The organism is Meridianimaribacter sp. CL38, assembly GCF_004328055.1.
In the GTDB taxonomy this organism is placed as follows: Bacteria; Bacteroidota; Bacteroidia; order Flavobacteriales; family Flavobacteriaceae; genus Gaetbulibacter_B; species Gaetbulibacter_B jejuensis.
Genome location: NZ_QKWS01000001.1, coordinates 713,834 through 730,692 on the forward strand (window position 1 = coordinate 713,834; position 16,859 = coordinate 730,692).

Annotated in this window: 13 protein-coding genes; 8 read left to right on the forward strand and 5 right to left on the reverse strand. The window is 33.1% G+C overall.

What is annotated here, in order from left to right; all coding sequences use genetic code 11:
• Window positions 1-48: 48 nt before the first annotated feature.
• Window positions 49-2,139: a S46 family peptidase gene (locus DMZ43_RS03285; protein ID WP_131506201.1), complete on the reverse strand. Its 2,091-nt coding sequence runs from the start codon at window positions 2,137-2,139 to the stop codon at window positions 49-51.
• Window positions 2,140-2,222: 83 nt separating this feature from the next.
• On the opposite strand from DMZ43_RS03285, the gene DMZ43_RS03290 reads away from it, so the two are divergent.
• The 3 genes from DMZ43_RS03290 to DMZ43_RS03300 all read left to right on the forward strand — a co-directional run bounded on the left by DMZ43_RS03290 (window position 2,223) and on the right by DMZ43_RS03300 (window position 4,714).
• Complete coding sequence (locus tag DMZ43_RS03290; RefSeq protein WP_131506536.1) at window positions 2,223-3,365, forward strand: methionine aminotransferase; 1,143 nt, start codon at window positions 2,223-2,225, stop codon at window positions 3,363-3,365.
• Window positions 3,366-3,452: 87 nt separating this feature from the next.
• A complete protein-coding gene (locus DMZ43_RS14830) occupies window positions 3,453-3,923 on the forward strand; it encodes a hypothetical protein (RefSeq protein ID WP_161566726.1) in 471 nt (156 codons plus the stop codon).
• Window positions 3,924-3,934: 11 nt separating this feature from the next.
• Window positions 3,935-4,714: an amidohydrolase gene (locus DMZ43_RS03300; RefSeq protein ID WP_131506203.1), complete on the forward strand. Its 780-nt coding sequence runs from the start codon at window positions 3,935-3,937 to the stop codon at window positions 4,712-4,714.
• Here the strand turns inward: DMZ43_RS03300 and DMZ43_RS03305 are convergent.
• Window positions 4,701-6,308 (reverse strand): Ig-like domain-containing protein, encoded by a 1,608-nt coding sequence (locus DMZ43_RS03305; RefSeq protein ID WP_131506204.1) that lies wholly within the window; start codon window positions 6,306-6,308, stop codon window positions 4,701-4,703. The two genes, DMZ43_RS03300 and DMZ43_RS03305, sit on opposite strands and share 14 nt — an antisense overlap.
• 113 nt (window positions 6,309-6,421) lie before the next feature.
• Entirely contained in the window at window positions 6,422-6,991 is a 570-nt protein-coding gene (locus DMZ43_RS03310; RefSeq protein WP_370450256.1) for a ComF family protein, read from the reverse strand.
• A 177-nt stretch (window positions 6,992-7,168) separates the two neighbouring features.
• On the opposite strand from DMZ43_RS03310, the gene DMZ43_RS03315 reads away from it, so the two are divergent.
• Window positions 7,169-8,053 carry a hypothetical protein gene (locus tag DMZ43_RS03315; RefSeq protein ID WP_131506206.1) on the forward strand — a complete coding sequence of 295 codons (885 nt, stop codon included), beginning with the start codon at window positions 7,169-7,171 and terminating at the stop codon, window positions 8,051-8,053.
• A 63-nt stretch (window positions 8,054-8,116) separates the two neighbouring features.
• Window positions 8,117-9,661, forward strand: a complete 1,545-nt coding sequence (locus DMZ43_RS03320) for a glycine--tRNA ligase (RefSeq protein WP_131506207.1) — start codon at window positions 8,117-8,119, stop codon at window positions 9,659-9,661.
• An 83-nt stretch (window positions 9,662-9,744) separates the two neighbouring features.
• Here DMZ43_RS03320 and DMZ43_RS03325 read toward each other — a convergent pair whose 3' ends face one another.
• Both DMZ43_RS03325 and DMZ43_RS03330 read right to left on the reverse strand, forming a co-directional pair.
• Window positions 9,745-10,326, reverse strand: coding sequence for a DUF3575 domain-containing protein (locus DMZ43_RS03325; RefSeq protein ID WP_129759561.1), 582 nt, complete (start codon window positions 10,324-10,326; stop codon window positions 9,745-9,747).
• Between the two features lie 73 nt (window positions 10,327-10,399).
• On the reverse strand, window positions 10,400-13,810 hold the full coding sequence (locus DMZ43_RS03330; protein ID WP_131506208.1) for a hypothetical protein: 3,411 nt from the start codon (window positions 13,808-13,810) through the stop codon (window positions 10,400-10,402).
• Window positions 13,811-13,923: 113 nt separating this feature from the next.
• Here DMZ43_RS03330 and DMZ43_RS03335 point away from each other — a divergent pair, with 113 nt between their 5' ends.
• The 3 genes from DMZ43_RS03335 to DMZ43_RS03345 all read left to right on the forward strand — a co-directional run bounded on the left by DMZ43_RS03335 (window position 13,924) and on the right by DMZ43_RS03345 (window position 16,836).
• Window positions 13,924-14,685, forward strand: coding sequence for an exodeoxyribonuclease III (locus DMZ43_RS03335; RefSeq protein ID WP_131506209.1), 762 nt, complete (start codon window positions 13,924-13,926; stop codon window positions 14,683-14,685).
• Window positions 14,686-14,750: 65 nt separating this feature from the next.
• Entirely contained in the window at window positions 14,751-15,710 is a 960-nt protein-coding gene (locus tag DMZ43_RS03340; RefSeq protein WP_131506210.1) for an OmpA family protein, read from the forward strand.
• An 88-nt stretch (window positions 15,711-15,798) separates the two neighbouring features.
• The gene (locus DMZ43_RS03345; RefSeq protein ID WP_131506211.1) at window positions 15,799-16,836 is read left to right on the forward strand and encodes an aldo/keto reductase; all 1,038 of its coding nucleotides are present in this window, start codon (window positions 15,799-15,801) and stop codon (window positions 16,834-16,836) included.
• The last annotated feature ends 23 nt before the right edge of the window (window positions 16,837-16,859 follow it).

A 16,859-nucleotide genomic window follows, 5' to 3' on the forward strand; every position in this document is an offset into this window, starting at 1 on the left:
ATAAAAAAACCCTTACTAAATTTAGTAAGGGTTTTATTTTTATCCTATTTATTGAGCTGTTTTACTAACTAATTTCATTTCTTCAATTAGGTGTTTTGCTCCTGCATATTTATCTATTATAAAAAGGACATATCTAATATCTACCATAATGTTTCTACAAATTTCAGGATCATAATTCATGTCACTCATAGTACCTTCCCAAACACGGTCAAAATTGAGTCCTATTAAATTTCCGTAAGCATCTATAGCTGGACTACCAGAATTTCCACCAGTTGTGTGATTAGTACCTATAAAACACACTGGCACTTTTCCATTGTTATCAGCATATGGACCAAAATCTTTAGTATTGTATAAGTCTATTAACTTTTGCGGTACATCAAACTCATAATCACCAGGAATATACTTTTCCATAATTCCTTCTAAATAAGTTACTGGGCTGTAATACACAGCATCACTTGGCGAATAGCCTCGAACTTGCCCATAAGTAACACGTAAAGTACTATTTGCATCAGGGAAATAACGTTCGTTAGGTAATGCTTTCATTAAAGCTGTCATATAATCAGTTTGCAATGCAGTTATTAGCTCGTTTTTTTCTTTATACTCAGGGTCTATTGTATTAAAATACTCCTCTATTATAGGTTTTGCGTAAGCATAAGCAGCATCCTTATTTAAATTTTTTAGAACTTTTTTAACGTCGCCTTCTAAAAGTTTTAAAGCAGAGTCTAAGTTTGTTAAAGCCGTTTTATCATAAATTGAGGCATCAACAGATTCTCCATATAATGGCATTACATTTAAGTAAACGCCTTTATCAACATCAATATCATAATTTTTATGAATTTTCTTAAAACGTTGGATTAAATCAGGTTTTTGCTTTTCAAAATCTTCAGGATTGTCAACAAGTGCTTGTTCAAATTTGTATAACCTATACGTCATTTGCATTAACTCATTGGTTACTAAAAAAACTTCAGTAAAATTCCTTCTTTTGATATTAATTGGAGCAAAGTCTTTATAAAGTCTATCAAACTCAGGAAGAATGTGCGCATACTTTTCTTCTAAATTATTCTCTTTTAAAGCTTTTGTAAATGTAGCTTCAAACTCACGTCGTTTAGCAACAGCATCACTCTTCTCAATGCCTAAATTCTCACCTATCCATTTTTTCCATGCATTTGCAATTCTAGCTTGCTTAGAGGCATATTTAATACGTACTTCATCACTCGCTTTCATCTTAGCATCAATCACTTTTAAAGCGGCTTCCCTAATTGCAATATTTGTAGGGTTATACTCTTCAGTAATATGCTCAATGGCCACAGCTGGAAGGTATTCGTTTGTTCTACCTGGAAAACCAAAAACCATTGTAAAATCTCCTTCTTCAATACCATCTAACGAAACAGGTAAAAAATGTTTTGGTCTATAAGGAACGTTGTCCTTGCTGTATTTTGCTGGTCTGTTATTTTTATCAGCATAAATTCTGAATAACGAAAAATCACCTGTATGTCTTGGAAATACCCAGTTATCAGTATCACTCCCAAACTTACCTATACTGCTTGGAGGTGCTCCTACCAATCTAATATCTTCAAATCGTTCGGTTACAAATAAGAAATATTGATTGCCTTTGTAAAAAGATTTTGTTTTTACATCTTGCCATTCTTCTTTTGGCCAAGAGTCCATTACTGCATTTCTATTTTGATCAATTAAAGACTGTTTTTCTTTTTCGGTCATAGAGTTATTAATCCCTTTTAAAACGGTCTCAGAAACATCATGAATACTTACAATGAACTCAATATAAAGTCCTTCGTTAGGCAGCTCTTCTTCCAAAGACATTGCCCAAAATCCATCTTTTAAATAATCGTTTTCTAAAGAAGAATGTGATTGGATTTGACTAAAGCCACAATGGTGATTAGTAAGTACCAAACCACGTTCGGAAATTACCTCACTTGTACAACCTCCATTAAAATGTCCAATAGCATCTTTAAGGCTAGAATTATTAACATCATAAATATCTTTAGCTGTTAATTTACTTCCAAGGCTTTGCATTTCATCTTCATTCATACCTTCTAAAAGAGATGGAATCCACATACCTCCTTGTTGGGCAGACATTTGAAAAACAACGAAAAAGCAAAGCAATTTTATTATGCGCATATTTAATATTTTATAGTTTGCGTAAAAATAAAAAAAGTACATTTTTATATCTTTAAAACTTATCAATTTAACGAGATATTATGATATACCACCAATCAAAACTATCCAACGTAGGCAACTCCATTTTTTCTGTAATGAGTACATTGGCAAATACCCATAATGCTATGAACTTAGCACAAGGGTTCCCTGATTTTAAAAGCGACCAAAAACTCATTGATGCAGTTTCAAACGCAATGAATTCTGGGTACAACCAATATGCACCTATGCAAGGACATTTGGGTTTGCGTCATGCTATAAGTAAAAAATATGAGTTACTCTATAATTCTAGTTACAATCCTGAAAATGAAATTACCGTTACAGCTGGAGCTACCCAAGCTATTTTCACCATAATATCAGCATTTATAAGACCAAATGACGAAGTCATTATTTTTAAGCCTGCTTACGATTGCTATCAACCTGCAATCGAGCTTAATGGTGGAAAAAGCATTGCTATACAACTAAATGCACCTAATTATACTATTGATTGGAATACTGTTGCGAAAAGCATAAACAGTAATACCAAAATGATTATTGTCAACACTCCTCACAACCCAAGTGGAACAGTACTGAGTAAAGCTGATATGCTCAAGCTACAAGAATTAACTAACGAAACAGATATTGTTGTTTTAAGTGACGAAGTGTATGAGCATATTATTTTTGATGGTGAACAACACCAAAGTGTTTGTAGGTTTAAAAACTTAAAAGAGCGAAGTTTTATAACAGCTTCTTTTGGGAAAACATTTCATAACACTGGTTGGAAAATTGGTTACTGTTGTGCGCCAAAAACACTAATGGACGTTTTTAGAAGTGTGCATCAATTTAACGTGTTTTCTGTGCATCATCCTTCACAAAAAGGACTATCGGATTATATGGAAGAGCCAAATCATTATTTGAATTTACCTGAGTTCTATCAGGAAAAACGCAACTTATTTCTAGAATTGATAAAAGATTCTCGTTTTAAGTTTACACCTTCAAAAGGCACATACTTTCAAGTATTGGATTACTCTGACATTACACTAGAGCACGATGTAGATTTTGCAAAACGCCTAACTATTGAGCATGGTATAGCCTCAATTCCATTATCAGTTTTTAACGATAATAATTTAGATGAGCATGTGCTACGCTTTTGCTTTGCTAAAACAAATGACACTCTAAAAAAGGCTGCAGAATTATTAAACAGCATTTAAAAAATAGTTGAATTAATTTGCTACAAAAGAGTTACTTTTACAATAATTCTGTGTCTTACTTTACATAGAAACCAAATACATAAATACATGAAATTCTGGATTACAATATTATTTTTAAGCTTAGGACTGTACTTAAACGCACAAGAAGTTAAACATGAAGGAAAAACTTACGAAATAAAAAAAGGAAAAATTTTCCTTGAAGGAAAAGATGTTACTGATACGTTTACTAAAGAAGAAATTGAAGCATTTAAAGTAAAAATAGCCAAAGCAAAAGAAGAATACGACAAAGCTCAAAAACAAGAAAAAGAGGCTAAAAAACTCGAAAACCAAGCAAAAAAGGCTGAAAAAGCTCAAAAAAAGGCCGAAAAAGAATTAAAACGAAAAGAAAAGGCGCAATCAAAATTTGATAAAGCATCTAAAAAATTAGAAGACGCTCAAAGCAAGTACGAAAAGCTAAAAAAGAAAGGAAAACTATCTCCTAATGACGAGGCAAAATGGCTTGAAAAAATAGAAAAACTAAAAGAAAACTACGATAAGTCTAAAAAGAAGCTCAAGTGAGCCTAAACTCAATGCAAGACCAACTAAAAATCGCTTATTTACAATCGGATTTAATTTGGGAAGATCCAAAACAAAACCGCAAACATTTTAAACAAAAAATAGAAGACATCACCAAGCCTGTTGACGTTATACTTCTTCCTGAAATGTTTACCACAGGTTTCACCATGAATGCCAAGGACAATTCTGAAACCATGGCAGATAAATCTGTAGAGTGGATGCAAAAAATAGCCAATAGCAAAAATGCAGCTTTAGTTGGCAGCTTAATTATTGAAGAAGATAATGCGTTTTATAATAGACTGTGTTTTGTTGAGCCAGATGGAACTATACATAAATATGATAAACGCCACACTTTCTCGTTAGCAGGTGAAGACAAAGTATTTTCGGCTGGTAATGATAAACTAGTGATAGATTTTAGAAGTTGGAAAATTTGCCCTCTTATATGCTACGATTTAAGATTTCCTGTTTGGAGTCGAAACATTGAAGACTACGACTTATTGCTATATGTTGCCAATTGGCCTAAACCTCGCATACAAGCTTGGGACGCATTGCTAAAAGCAAGAGCAATAGAAAACATGACATATTGCATTGGTGTAAACCGAATTGGTGTTGACGAAAAGGAAAACGAATATTGTGGACACTCAGCTGCTTACGATGTTTTGGGCAATGTGATGCTACCTATAAAACCCAATAAAGACCTTACTGAAATAGTTACGCTAGAGCGAAGCCATATTACATTTTATCGTAATAAACTCAGATTTTTAAACGATAAAGACCGTTTTACTCTAGAATAAACTCAATAATAGGGTCCCAATTAGCTCTTGCGTCTATAGCATCTGGGAAGTGACTAACGCGTTCGGGCTGTATCTTTTTAAGGTAATTTCCTGTATCCCATTTTTGGTTACCATTAGCATCATGCACAACTCTTAAAAAATAAGTTCCTGGAAGAATATACCTAAAATCTATTGGCTTTAACTCTGTAGCAAATTGTTCATATTTAACTTCGCCTTTATCATCAGTAAGTTGAACAACAGCAGGATATTTAGCGTTTCTTAAAGTCACTCTCACATTAGAATAATCAGAATAAGCTTTAGTTTTTAAATTAAAGTTTAGCGTATCATTAACTTCACCAAAAAAGTCGGTAAATGTTTCTGGTAACATCTGTATCTTATAGGTATTGTTTTGAGACTTTTCAAACTTAAAAGCATAGGTGTTTTCCATTTCGTTAAACTCTGTAGTGAAATCTACATTTACCGAATCTTGATCTAAGATAGTCACCTGCTTTTCGTTTAAAGACACAAAAGGCGTACTTCCTTGTAATGAAAAATCTTTACCAAAATCAATAGTTCCTGAAACCAACGCTCTAACAGTTAATGAGTCTTTATCTAAATCTCTAAACCTATGTTTTAGTGTATCAACATACGTTTTATTTTTAACCACAAACAATGTAGAATCTAATTCTAATTTAGGTTTGTACCAGTAATACAAAGTATCAGTTTTACTGTCTTTAGTTATTTTGGTTTTAAAGTTATTAGGTATACTGTCGTTGAGTATTTCAATCTGCATTCCGTTATAATCTCCTTCATAGCCAAAAGCAATTCGTTGTTTTGCAATTTGTTTTGGCTTTATAGCTTTAAAATCGAGTTCTTCTTCAAATAGTTTTAAAGTATAAATGGAATCGCTAGGGACTTCAATAAAGTCTTTATGAAACCCTATTTTATCACTTTTAGGCTCAAATGTGTAATTACTGTTTTCATCTTTTACAGCAACCATCAAGTATTTACCAGCTTTTAAGTTATCAATACTAAATGTTGTAACACTATCTAGTGTATTAGTAATGTATTTAGGTTTTTCTTTATAAATGATAGAATCAGTAAAAGTGGAATCGACTTCATACAGCATTACCGAAACAAAGGTATCTGGTTTTTTAAGTTTAGAATCCATAACCACACCTTTAACCGAAAGCGAATCGATATAATCACCTGTAGAGAATACATATCTGTAATAAGGGTAAGGGTTTTCTTCGTTGTTATCCACTATACTTTCACCAAAATTAAACGCATAAGTTGTATTAGGTTGAAGCGTATCTTTTATGGTTATTTTTATATACTTACTTGCTGAACTTAACGGAATAATATCTGGTTGTGTGTCCATTGGTGGCGAAATGATAAGCTGACGCTGAACATCTTTAACCTTAATGTATTCATCAAAATAAATTCGAATTTCGTTACCCTTAAAATTTGTCGTGAAGTTTTCAGGAACAGATTTTAGTATTACTGGTGGTTCAGTATCTTTTTCTCCACCTGATGGAGTTCCTCTATTAGCACAACTAGCAATAACTAATGCTAAGAAAACAATGCCTAAAATCCGTGTGATATATGAGCGCATTAAATAAGAATAATTTTGCACAAAGAAACAATTTTAAAAACTATACTCAAAACTCAAACTTATTAAGTTTTATTGTATTAAAAAACGAAAACCAACTACCGTTAAGCAATACGTTAATGTGTAATTGCCATAGTTGCCACACTTATTTTAACACCTTCTATTTGCAACATGGCATTAGCGCAAGCTTCTATTGTTGCTCCTGTTGTAATAATATCATCAACCAATAAAACATGCTTGTGTTTTAATGATTGGTTTTCAGATATAGCAAAAATAGTTTTACTATCATCGGTTCGTTTTAATCTGTCCTTAAATACTTGCGTTTTAGTATTTGCAATCTTTTGTAATGTTGTTGTGTTTACATTAACATTTAAGGCTTTGGCAATTTCATCTGCAAACTTTGAGACTTGATTATATCCTCGCTTTCTAAGTTTGTGTTTATGTAAAGGCACTGGTACCACTACATCTATTGTGTTATAAGCTTCAATTGTTTTTAATTCAGCACCTAACCACTTCCCTAAAAATGTTCCTACCTCTTCGTAACCTTTATATTTTAATTTATGAATAAGTTGCTGTACAATCCCTTTTTTAGAAAAGTGTAAAAAGGCGGTTGCATTTTCAAGTTTTACTCTTCCATAAAGTACTTTTTTAACGGTATCGTCCTCATTAAAATGAAAATTTGTCAATGGAAGATCATGCCTACACTTAATACAAATATATGCTTCATTATCACCCAAATAGCTTGCACATGACAGACAAACCTTTGGAAAAAACAAGTTTAACAAGTTTTTTATCATTTCATCGATAAAAATAATCAACCTTAACATAAAGTTATACTTTCGCGATGAAATAACAAATTAATAATGATAGTTAACCCTCAATTTTTTAACTACAGATTAATTATAGGTTCATTAGTAGCAACTATTGCGGTTTTATGTGTTTTTAGTTTTACAAGTTACCAATCCATTAGAACTCATCAACAATTTTTAGAACAAGAAAAACACTTAATGGAAAATGAATTATCTCAAATGATTTTGAGATATGACAACTCGCTTACCTCTAATAATCTTTTATCTTCTCAACTCGAAGACGCCAAAAGAGAAACACTAGTAGCTTTAGATTCTCTAAAGCTTATGCAAGTAGACTTATCAGTGATTTCGAAGTTTAAGAACCAAGTTATTAATCTTAAAGAAAAAAACAATTTATTGTTCTTTACTATAGACTCTCTAAAGGCTATTAATCACAATCTTCAAAAGGAAAAACTAATAGCTTACAACGAGTTACAAAAAGAGCGACTTACCAATAAAAAGCTTTCTGAAGAAAATTTTATCTTAAACAAAAAGCTAGAAGAAGGAGCTGTTTTAACTGCAAATTCTTTTAAAGCTAAAGCCGTTAAAAACTTTTTAGGAAAAGCTATAATTACTCGAAAAGCTAGTAGTACCAACCAAATAGACGTAAGTTTTACTTTGGTTGAAAATGCATTAGCTGAAAATGGTGATAAAGAATTATATGTTCAAATAGTAAACCCAAAAAACAATGTAGTAGCTGATAAAGGCTCTATTGATTTTGGAAATTCGCTATTAATCTACAGTCTTAAAGAAGTGGTTAATTACCAAAATAATGATATGGATGTCACACTGTCAATAGATACTGATAATGACGATCAACCTTTAACAAAAGGCACCTATCACATTAATGTGTTTCACAAAAATCATCATTTAGGTTCCACCAAAATAGAGCTTAATTAACTAACTAATTTTATTTTTTGAAAAACCGTTCCGTTAGTTGGTGCGGTTTTTTATTTTTGCACCATGGCAAACAACGACGATCAATTCAAAAAGGTTATATCACACGCAAAGGAGTATGGATACGTATTCCAAAGTAGTGAAATATACGACGGTTTAAGTGCTGTATATGATTATGCACAAAATGGAGCCGAACTCAAAAAAAACATACGTGACTATTGGTGGAAAGCCATGGTACAAATGCACGATAATATTGTAGGTATTGATGCTTCAATATTTATGCATCCAACTACTTGGAAAGCCTCTGGACACGTCGATGCTTTTAACGACCCATTAATTGACAACAAAGACTCTAAAAAGCGCTACAGAGCTGATGTGCTTGTTGAAGACTACTGTGCCAAAATTGAAGCTAAAATAGATAAAGAAGTTGCTAAAGCAGAAAAACGTTTTGGTGAGGCATTTAATAAACAAGAGTTTATTACCACCAATCAACGTGTTTTAGGGTATCAAGAAAAAATTGATACTATCTTATCGCGTCTTGCAAAATCTTTAGAAAATGAAGATTTAGCTGATGTAAAAGCGTTGATAGAAGAGTTGGAAATTGCCGACCCACTTACAGGAAGTCGTAACTGGACAGATGTAAAGCAATTTAACCTTATGTTTGGCACCAAACTAGGTGCTTCTGCTGAAAGTGCAATGGATTTGTACTTGCGACCTGAAACAGCTCAAGGTATTTTTGTAAACTTTCTAAACGTTCAAAAAACAGGACGTATGAAAATTCCTTTTGGAATTGCCCAAACAGGAAAAGCATTTAGAAACGAAATTGTTGCAAGACAATTTATTTTTAGAATGCGTGAGTTTGAACAAATGGAAATGCAATTTTTCATAAAACCAGGAACTCAAAAAGAATGGTTCGACTATTGGAAAGACACACGTTTAAAATGGCATAAATCTCTAGGCTTAGGCGAAGACAACTATCGTTTCCATGATCATGAAAAATTAGCACACTACGCTGATGCCGCTACTGATATTGAATTTAAATTCCCATTCGGATTTAAAGAACTAGAAGGCATCCACTCGCGTACAGATTTTGATTTAAAACAACACGAAGAATACTCTGGTAAAAAACTACAGTATTTTGATCACGAAGAAGGTAAAAGCTACGTACCTTATGTTCTAGAAACGTCTATTGGACTTGACAGAATGTTCTTAGCAGTGTTTTCAAACGCTTTAGTAGAAGAAGAATTAGAAGATGGTTCTAAACGTGATGTGTTGAAACTTCCTGCTGTTTTAGCACCTACAAAAGCTGCTATACTACCATTAGTAAGAAAAGATGAAGCTTTAACAAATATGGCTAAGGCTATTGTTGATGACCTAAAATGGGACTTCAACGTATTTTATGATGAAAAGGATGCTGTAGGTAAACGTTACAGAAGACAAGATGCTGCTGGTACGCCATTTTGTATTACTGTAGATGGAGAAAGTTTAGAAGACAATACAGTTACAATTCGTCATAGAGACACTATGGAGCAAAAGCGCGTTAAGGTTTCTGAGTTAAGAGACATTATCAAAAAAGAAGTTGATGTTCGTGAGTGGTTAATGAAAATGTAACTTATCACTACAAAAAACTAACATACCTCAATAAAAAAATCCCAAGTACACTCTTGGGATTTTTTTATAGCATTTTGTGTAGATTAAAATCTGTAACCAAAATTAACTCCAAACCTTAATTCGATATTTTCTAAATAATCAGTATCAAAATTTCCTAGGTTTCTTGCAATATCACCATAAAGTGTTAGAGTAAATTTATTACTAAACATCCATTTATGTCCAATTCCAAAGCCTGCTGAAAACCCATCAACATCATAGGTGTATTCTTCTTCAATTGATGTTTCATTTTCATAGTCATAGTAATAATATTCTTCAACAGTAATTTCTCCTGTTCTAACTTTTAATTGAGGGTAAAAGAAAAAACCTGCATGCTCTTTTTCTTTAGAAAAGTAAATTAAATAAGCAGCCTTAAAACTTAATGCATTGCTTTTTTCAATATATCCTGCGTCATAATAACCATAGGTATCAAAAAAGTTAGCACTAATTAATAATGATTGATTTTTGTCGAACAAACGCTCGTAATTTACATTTAAAGTTCCTGCTACTACTAAATCTAATAGGTTTGTTGAAATTTCAGATTTTTTTGGTGCTTCATCTGTTAATTCTTGAGCATTTACAGCAAAGACAGATAATAATAAAGCTACATGCAAAATTGTTTTTTTCATAAAGAATAGATAAAAATTAATACTATAAAGATGCAATAGTAGTGAAAACGTTGCGTGAGAATTCACTTATTTTTTAAAAATAAGCCTTTAACTGTACTGTTCCTGTATGAATGGTCTTGGAGGTTTCGGTTTTTCTTCCAAAGTAGTTTAAATTCAAATCTAAAAACTTAGTCAATTTCTTTTGAGCCAATAAACTCCAAGTAAAGTTTTTTCCTGGTTGTAAGCCTTCTAGCATTTGATAACTCACAGGTGTATTGGCATTACCCTCAAAGGTGTTTTGAAACAAATTGATTTCACCTGTAAGTGAAATTTTTTGAGCGTTATTATACGTAAAAGAAACTCCATAATTATTTTGAAGTAAGGTTTCCATATTACCAATAGTATTGTCTTTTGAAGTGTATTGGTAAAACACATCAAAACTTGCATTTTCATTGAATAAGTACGACAACTTTGGGTTAAACCTTACTTCGTCAATGGTATAATTTCTTGAGCTGTAATTTTCACTTTCGCTCTCATTGACATCAATAGCCGAAGTCATGTTAAGCAACCAGCTTTTCCCGAATTTATGATTAAAATTAAACTGATGACTCTTTAATTTATTTTGTTGAAATCCTATTGAAAGTACTGTTCTATTACTGTTGGACAAGAATGTGTAAGATGTTGTAAAACGCTGTTTCCCTCTATTAAAAAACAACACATTTCTTATACTTTTATTAACTGCCAGTTGGTTGTTTTCATCTTCTTCAAAAGGATTTAAATTAAAGTCATTGCCTTCTTTTCTCAACTTTCGGTCAATTAAAAATGCGGTTTGATTGTAAAAATGAGACCAGAACTTTTTGGATTTATTTTCTGAAACTGACCATTGCTGCGGATTTAAGGTTATAGTTTGACTTAACCTATTTTGATGTGTTTTTATAAATACCTGATTAGGCAATAACACGCGTATATAATTTCCTTCATCTTGAAATTGCGCTACTTCAAACTCGTTGAGCTCTTGTATACCATCTTCGTTATAATCAATCCAAGTATAGCTACCTTGTCCTGCTTCAACTTCAACATAAGTAAAATCTTGTTGTGGTAATGTTCCTGAATTGGTCTCAAAAATTGTATTCCACTGTACTAAATTATTAAACAAGTTTTGATTGTAGTTTACTCTAGAGTTCAACGACTGCTCATCTTCAACAGCTTCATCTACCCATTTTAATTTTCGGTAATTAACATAAACTCCTAAATTGGTATTATCATTTTGTATCAACTTTGACTTAATATAATACGTATTTGAACTGTTTACACGCTTAAGTCCTTCAACCCTTAAACTGTCATTAACCCTATGTTTATAACCCAATTCTACAAACACATTTGTACTATCACCAATACCTGTAAACACTTCGTAAGACGTAAAGCGCTGACTTAAATTAGTGAAATTACCTGATAGTTTTTCGCGTTGCTTGTTCTCTTCTGAAGCTAATTTGGCTCCAACCCATTGTTTGTTAAAACCATACACAGCACGATTAAATGACCTAAAAAACCTAGAATCTGAAATTGTGTTATCGCTCTTGGTTATGCTTGTATTTGTAAATACATTTAAACCTTTAAAATTCAAATTAGCCAAAAGGCTGTGACGGTTTCCTGTGAAGTTTTCAGAAAACCCTAAATGTTCAAACTTATAATTTGCAATTCCTTTTTTAGGATGAAATAATTCCACTCCTGAACTCAACAGGTTTTGATTACCAAGTGGATCTTCGAGGTTCCAATCTCTATTAAATTCGGCATAATACAAACGTTGAATGGTTTTAAAATTCTCCTGGATAATATCTGCATCTACATAAGCATTTAAGTTCCAAAGACTATCGGTTTGTATCAGTTTTTGGCTCACTTTTAATTTAGCAGCAAACCCATCGTTATTAGCATCATCTAAACCCGAAAATAAATTGAGATCGTTTTTGCTTCCTGCTACTTCAAAATACACATCTGTTTTCTCAGTTGGTTTATATGTTGCATTCAGTACTGCTATCTGCAATTTTGTAGGTGCTATCAACTGCACAACAGGTTCATAATTTCCTTGTGGAACACCATTTACTGGTGGTACATATTCGTAAATGTTATTAATGGCATTACTATTTATTATAATATAATTTCCCTGATTATCACCAACCAACGAGAATTTCACATTAAACAACTCGTCATCAGGATTGTTTGAAAACACAAAGGCTTCAACACCATTAATGAGTTCCTTTTTGTATAAAATTCGATTTTCGCTGTAATTTTCAGGAACATCAGAAGGCGCAACCATTAAGGAGCTGTCATCACCTGCATCGGCCAATATTTGCTTTTGTTCGTTAGATAGGTTTTGCTGCAAGGGTTGATTTTTAGCATCCACTTCAGAATACACCGAAACACCTAACTTTAGTTTTTCGGTTTCATAACTTCCGCCTCCATAAGCTGTAAAACGCGAAAAATTACGTTCACTAAACTGATAATCGACAGTGATACGCATTTCAGAAGTGATAGGATAGGTTGAGTTGAAAATAATCTCACCAGCATTATAATCTATGATATAGTCTTTGTTTTCTCCACGTTCAACCGGAATTCCATTAACATAAACCGTTTCGCTTCCAGAAACAATAAGCACAAACAACTCGTTATTTGGTCCTCTAAGTTTATAAGGACCTTGGTTACCCTCTTGAGCTGTAAACTTACTGGTTGTAAACTGTCCCCTTACCAAAGCACCTGAAGCAAAAAAATTGGTTTTAGAGTTAGGGTGTTCTAAATCCACATTAACCAGCAATCCTTGTACTCGCTTAGTAAAATTGGCAAAATAGCTACTGTTGTTAACCAAATCGATATCTCCTGCTCTAATGTTCCAATTGTCACTAAACAACTCAATAAACACTTGGTCAAACTCATCTAATCGTTGTGAATAACCACTCTCTTGCAAAGGTATATTTGCATCTTGTATTGATGCTCGTAGTGAAACTTTATCGTTCAATTTACCTGTGATTTGTAAATCCAATTCACTGTTTAATACTGAGTTTTGGTTGTTACCAATAGTAACACCTCTAGAGATACTTCCTGAAGTATTTAAACCGTCAAAAGGTGTGAAATTATTTTGTAGTGTAGATTGTTGCAACCTATACAATCGTTGTGTATCATTGGTGTTATTCACAATAATATTATCATCCAACTGAAAATACTTACGAGTGATAAACTCAGGAAAACGCAAGTATTCAATAACAAGTGTATCAGTTTCTATGGGAGCGTTAAAAGTTAAAAGCGCTTTAGAAAAATCGACATTGTACTTAGAGCTATCAATAACCACATTAGCTTTAGTCTTTAACACAAACTTGCTAGAGTTAATGCTTACAGTATCAATTTTTATGGTATCGCTTACTGCTACTTTTTTGGTTCTGTAATTAGAGGTCGTTTCTTGTGCTAAAGCACAAAAAGACATTAAAACACACACACAAGCTATAGCAATTTTCATCAGTACCTAAAACTCTTTAAACACAAAAATATTTTATAGTTAAAAGCTCCATAAAATTTTAGTGTAAAAGTACAGTATTATTTATTTTAGCTAAAATTCAAAAAAACGATTCAATGAAGATTATTTCCTATAACGTTAATGGTATAAGAGCAGCATTAAATAAAGGGTTTATAGATTGGTTAAAAATTGCAAATCCGGATGTTGTTTGCCTTCAGGAAATAAAAGCTTTAAAAGAGCAATTGGATTTAGATATTTTTGAAGAAGCAGGTTACACTCACAACTATTGGTTTAGTGCCCAAAAGAAGGGCTACAGTGGTGTTGCCATACTTAGCAAGATAAAACCTGATCATGTAGAGTTTGGTACAGGAATAGAGTCTATGGACTTTGAAGGCAGAAACATTAGAGCCGATTTTAATGGTGTTTCAGTAATGAGTATGTATTTACCTTCAGGAACCAATGATGATAGGTTAGCCCATAAATTTGAATACATGAACATGATTCATGAGTATTTAAATGAATTACGCGAAGCCTACCCTAACCTTGTAGTGTGTGGTGATTATAATATTTGCCATGAAGAAATTGACATTCACAATCCTAAAATGAAAGGCGTTTCAGGATTTTTGCCCGAAGAACGCGAATGGTTAGGCAATTTTATCAATAGTGGTTTTATAGATTCTTTCAGACATTTACATCCTGAAAAACAAGAATATACTTGGTGGAGTTATAGAGCCAATGCAAGAGCCAACAACAAAGGTTGGCGACTAGATTATGCTATGGTAACCGAACCTTTACAAGAAAACATAAAACGAAGCGTTATACTATCTGACGCTGTTCATAGTGACCATTGTCCTATTTTATTAGAAATTGATGCTTAGTTATCAGTAGGCAGTCATCAGTCAGCAGTTAAAAACACACATTAACAAATAAACAAAAAATATCTATGCTTAAAAAATTGTCGTTAATAGCACTTACACTAACCTTAACAACATCATGTGTATCTAAAAAAATCTATACTGATTTAGAAAACAAATATGCCGATTTAAAAAAGGAAAACAGAGCGTTATCCAGTGAGAACAAAAGTTTGTCTGATGCTTTAAACAAAGCTCAAAACGATTTGGCAAAACTTAAAAAAGATTACGACGCAACTGTTGCTCAGCGTGATAAATTGCAAACCGATTATGACGCTACAAAAACCAATCTCGACAACTTAAAAGAATCTTATGATGCATTAGAGAAAAACAGCTCTTCAGCTATTGCAGCAAACTCTAAAAAGAATAGAGAACTGTTAGCGCAATTAGAAGCTAAAGAACAAGCTCTTGCTGCAGAAAACGAACGTTTAGAGAAATTAAAAAAAGAACTGGAAAGTAGATCGCAACGTGTAGCTGAACTTGAAAATGTTATAGCCTCTAAAGATGCTGCCATGACACGATTAAAAGACGCTATTTCAAAAGCGTTAACCAACTTTGAAGGTAAAGGCTTAACTGTTGAGCAACGCGACGGAAAAGTATATGTATCTATGGAAAATAAGCTGTTGTTCCAATCTGGTAGTTGGGCTGTTGGTGCTAACGGACGAGAAGCTGTAAAACAACTTGGTAGCGTTTTAGCTGAGAACCCTGAAATTGCTATCCTTATTGAAGGACATACTGATAATGTTCCATATACAGGTAGTGGTCAACTTAGTGGTAACTGGGACTTATCAACAAAACGAGCAACTGCTATCGTTACTATTTTAAGAGAAAACCCTTCAATAAACCCTGAAAATTTAACTGCTGCAGGACGTGGAGAGTTTGCACCTGTTGCAAGCAATGATACTGCTGAAGGAAAAGCGAAGAACAGAAGAATTGAAGTAATTTTAACACCAAAGTTAGACGAGATTTCTAAGTTATTGAATGACATTTAATCGACATTCCTGCGAAAGCAGGAATCCTTTATCAGAAAAAAGTTTTAATTAGATGCTGAATCAAGTTCAGCATGACAAGAAAAGCAAAATGAAATACACTACACTCCCAAATACTGATATAAAAGTGAGCAAACTATGTTTGGGCACAATGACTTGGGGAAATCAAAACACCCAAGACGAAGGCTTTGCACAAATGGATATGGCTTTAGACCATGGCATAAACTTTTTTGATACTGCCGAATTATATCCTGTACCAGCAACACCTGAACGTTATGCGCACACCGAAATAATTATAGGAAACTGGTTTGAAAAAACTGGTAATAGAGACAAGGTTATTTTAGCAAGTAAAATTGCTGGACCAGGAGATTACACAGCACATATAAGAACTAATGGGTTTAGTAAAAACGCACTGCATGAAGCGGTTGAAAATAGTTTAAAACGATTAAAGACCGACTATATTGATTTGTTTCAACTGCATTGGCCAGAGCGTCAAACAAATACCTTTGGTATAAGAGATTATAAACACAATTCTGCTGATGCGTGGAGTGATAATTTTCATGACGTTTTAGAAACTTTAGACGATATTATCAAGTCTGGAAAAGTTAGACATGCTGGTATTTCAAACGAAAAAGCTTGGGGAACTATGCGTTATTTAGAAGCCTCTAAAACTCATGATTTACCACGAATGATCACCATACAAAATGCCTATTCATTATTGAACAGAACCTTTGAAGGTGACTTAGCTGAAATTTCATTACGTGAAAATATTGGACTTTTAGCCTACTCGCCAATGGCATTTGGTGTATTATCTGGTAAGTACATAAAAGGTCAAGATGACGAAAACGCGCGATTAAATCTCTTTCCAAGATTTGCAAGATACAGTAGCGCACAATCCACCGAAGCTACAAAGCGATATTTAAAAATTGCTGAAGACCACAACATGTCATTAGCTCAAATGGCTTTGGCATTTGTAACACAACGTCCTTTTGTAACCAGCAATATTATTGGAGCAACCAGTACCAAACAGTTACAGGAAAACATTGACAGTATACACATCACATTAACTGATGATATCCTTAAAGGAATAGACCAAGTACATGCTGAAATACCTAACCCAGCACCTTGACATTTAACAAATGTTAAAAAACA

Coding starts and splice junctions, on each gene's coding strand:
- DMZ43_RS03285 (WP_131506201.1), bottom strand. CDS start 2,139: ATGCGCATAATAAAATTGCTTTGCTTTTTCGTTGTTTTTCAAATGTCT.
- DMZ43_RS14830 (WP_161566726.1), top strand. CDS start 3,453: ATGAAATTCTGGATTACAATATTATTTTTAAGCTTAGGACTGTACTTA.
- DMZ43_RS03300 (WP_131506203.1), top strand. CDS start 3,935: ATGCAAGACCAACTAAAAATCGCTTATTTACAATCGGATTTAATTTGG.
- DMZ43_RS03305 (WP_131506204.1), bottom strand. CDS start 6,308: ATGCGCTCATATATCACACGGATTTTAGGCATTGTTTTCTTAGCATTA.
- DMZ43_RS03315 (WP_131506206.1), top strand. CDS start 7,169: ATGATAGTTAACCCTCAATTTTTTAACTACAGATTAATTATAGGTTCA.
- DMZ43_RS03320 (WP_131506207.1), top strand. CDS start 8,117: ATGGCAAACAACGACGATCAATTCAAAAAGGTTATATCACACGCAAAG.
- DMZ43_RS03325 (WP_129759561.1), bottom strand. CDS start 10,326: ATGAAAAAAACAATTTTGCATGTAGCTTTATTATTATCTGTCTTTGCT.
- DMZ43_RS03330 (WP_131506208.1), bottom strand. CDS start 13,810: ATGAAAATTGCTATAGCTTGTGTGTGTGTTTTAATGTCTTTTTGTGCT.
- DMZ43_RS03335 (WP_131506209.1), top strand. CDS start 13,924: ATGAAGATTATTTCCTATAACGTTAATGGTATAAGAGCAGCATTAAAT.
- DMZ43_RS03340 (WP_131506210.1), top strand. CDS start 14,751: ATGCTTAAAAAATTGTCGTTAATAGCACTTACACTAACCTTAACAACA.
- DMZ43_RS03345 (WP_131506211.1), top strand. CDS start 15,799: ATGAAATACACTACACTCCCAAATACTGATATAAAAGTGAGCAAACTA.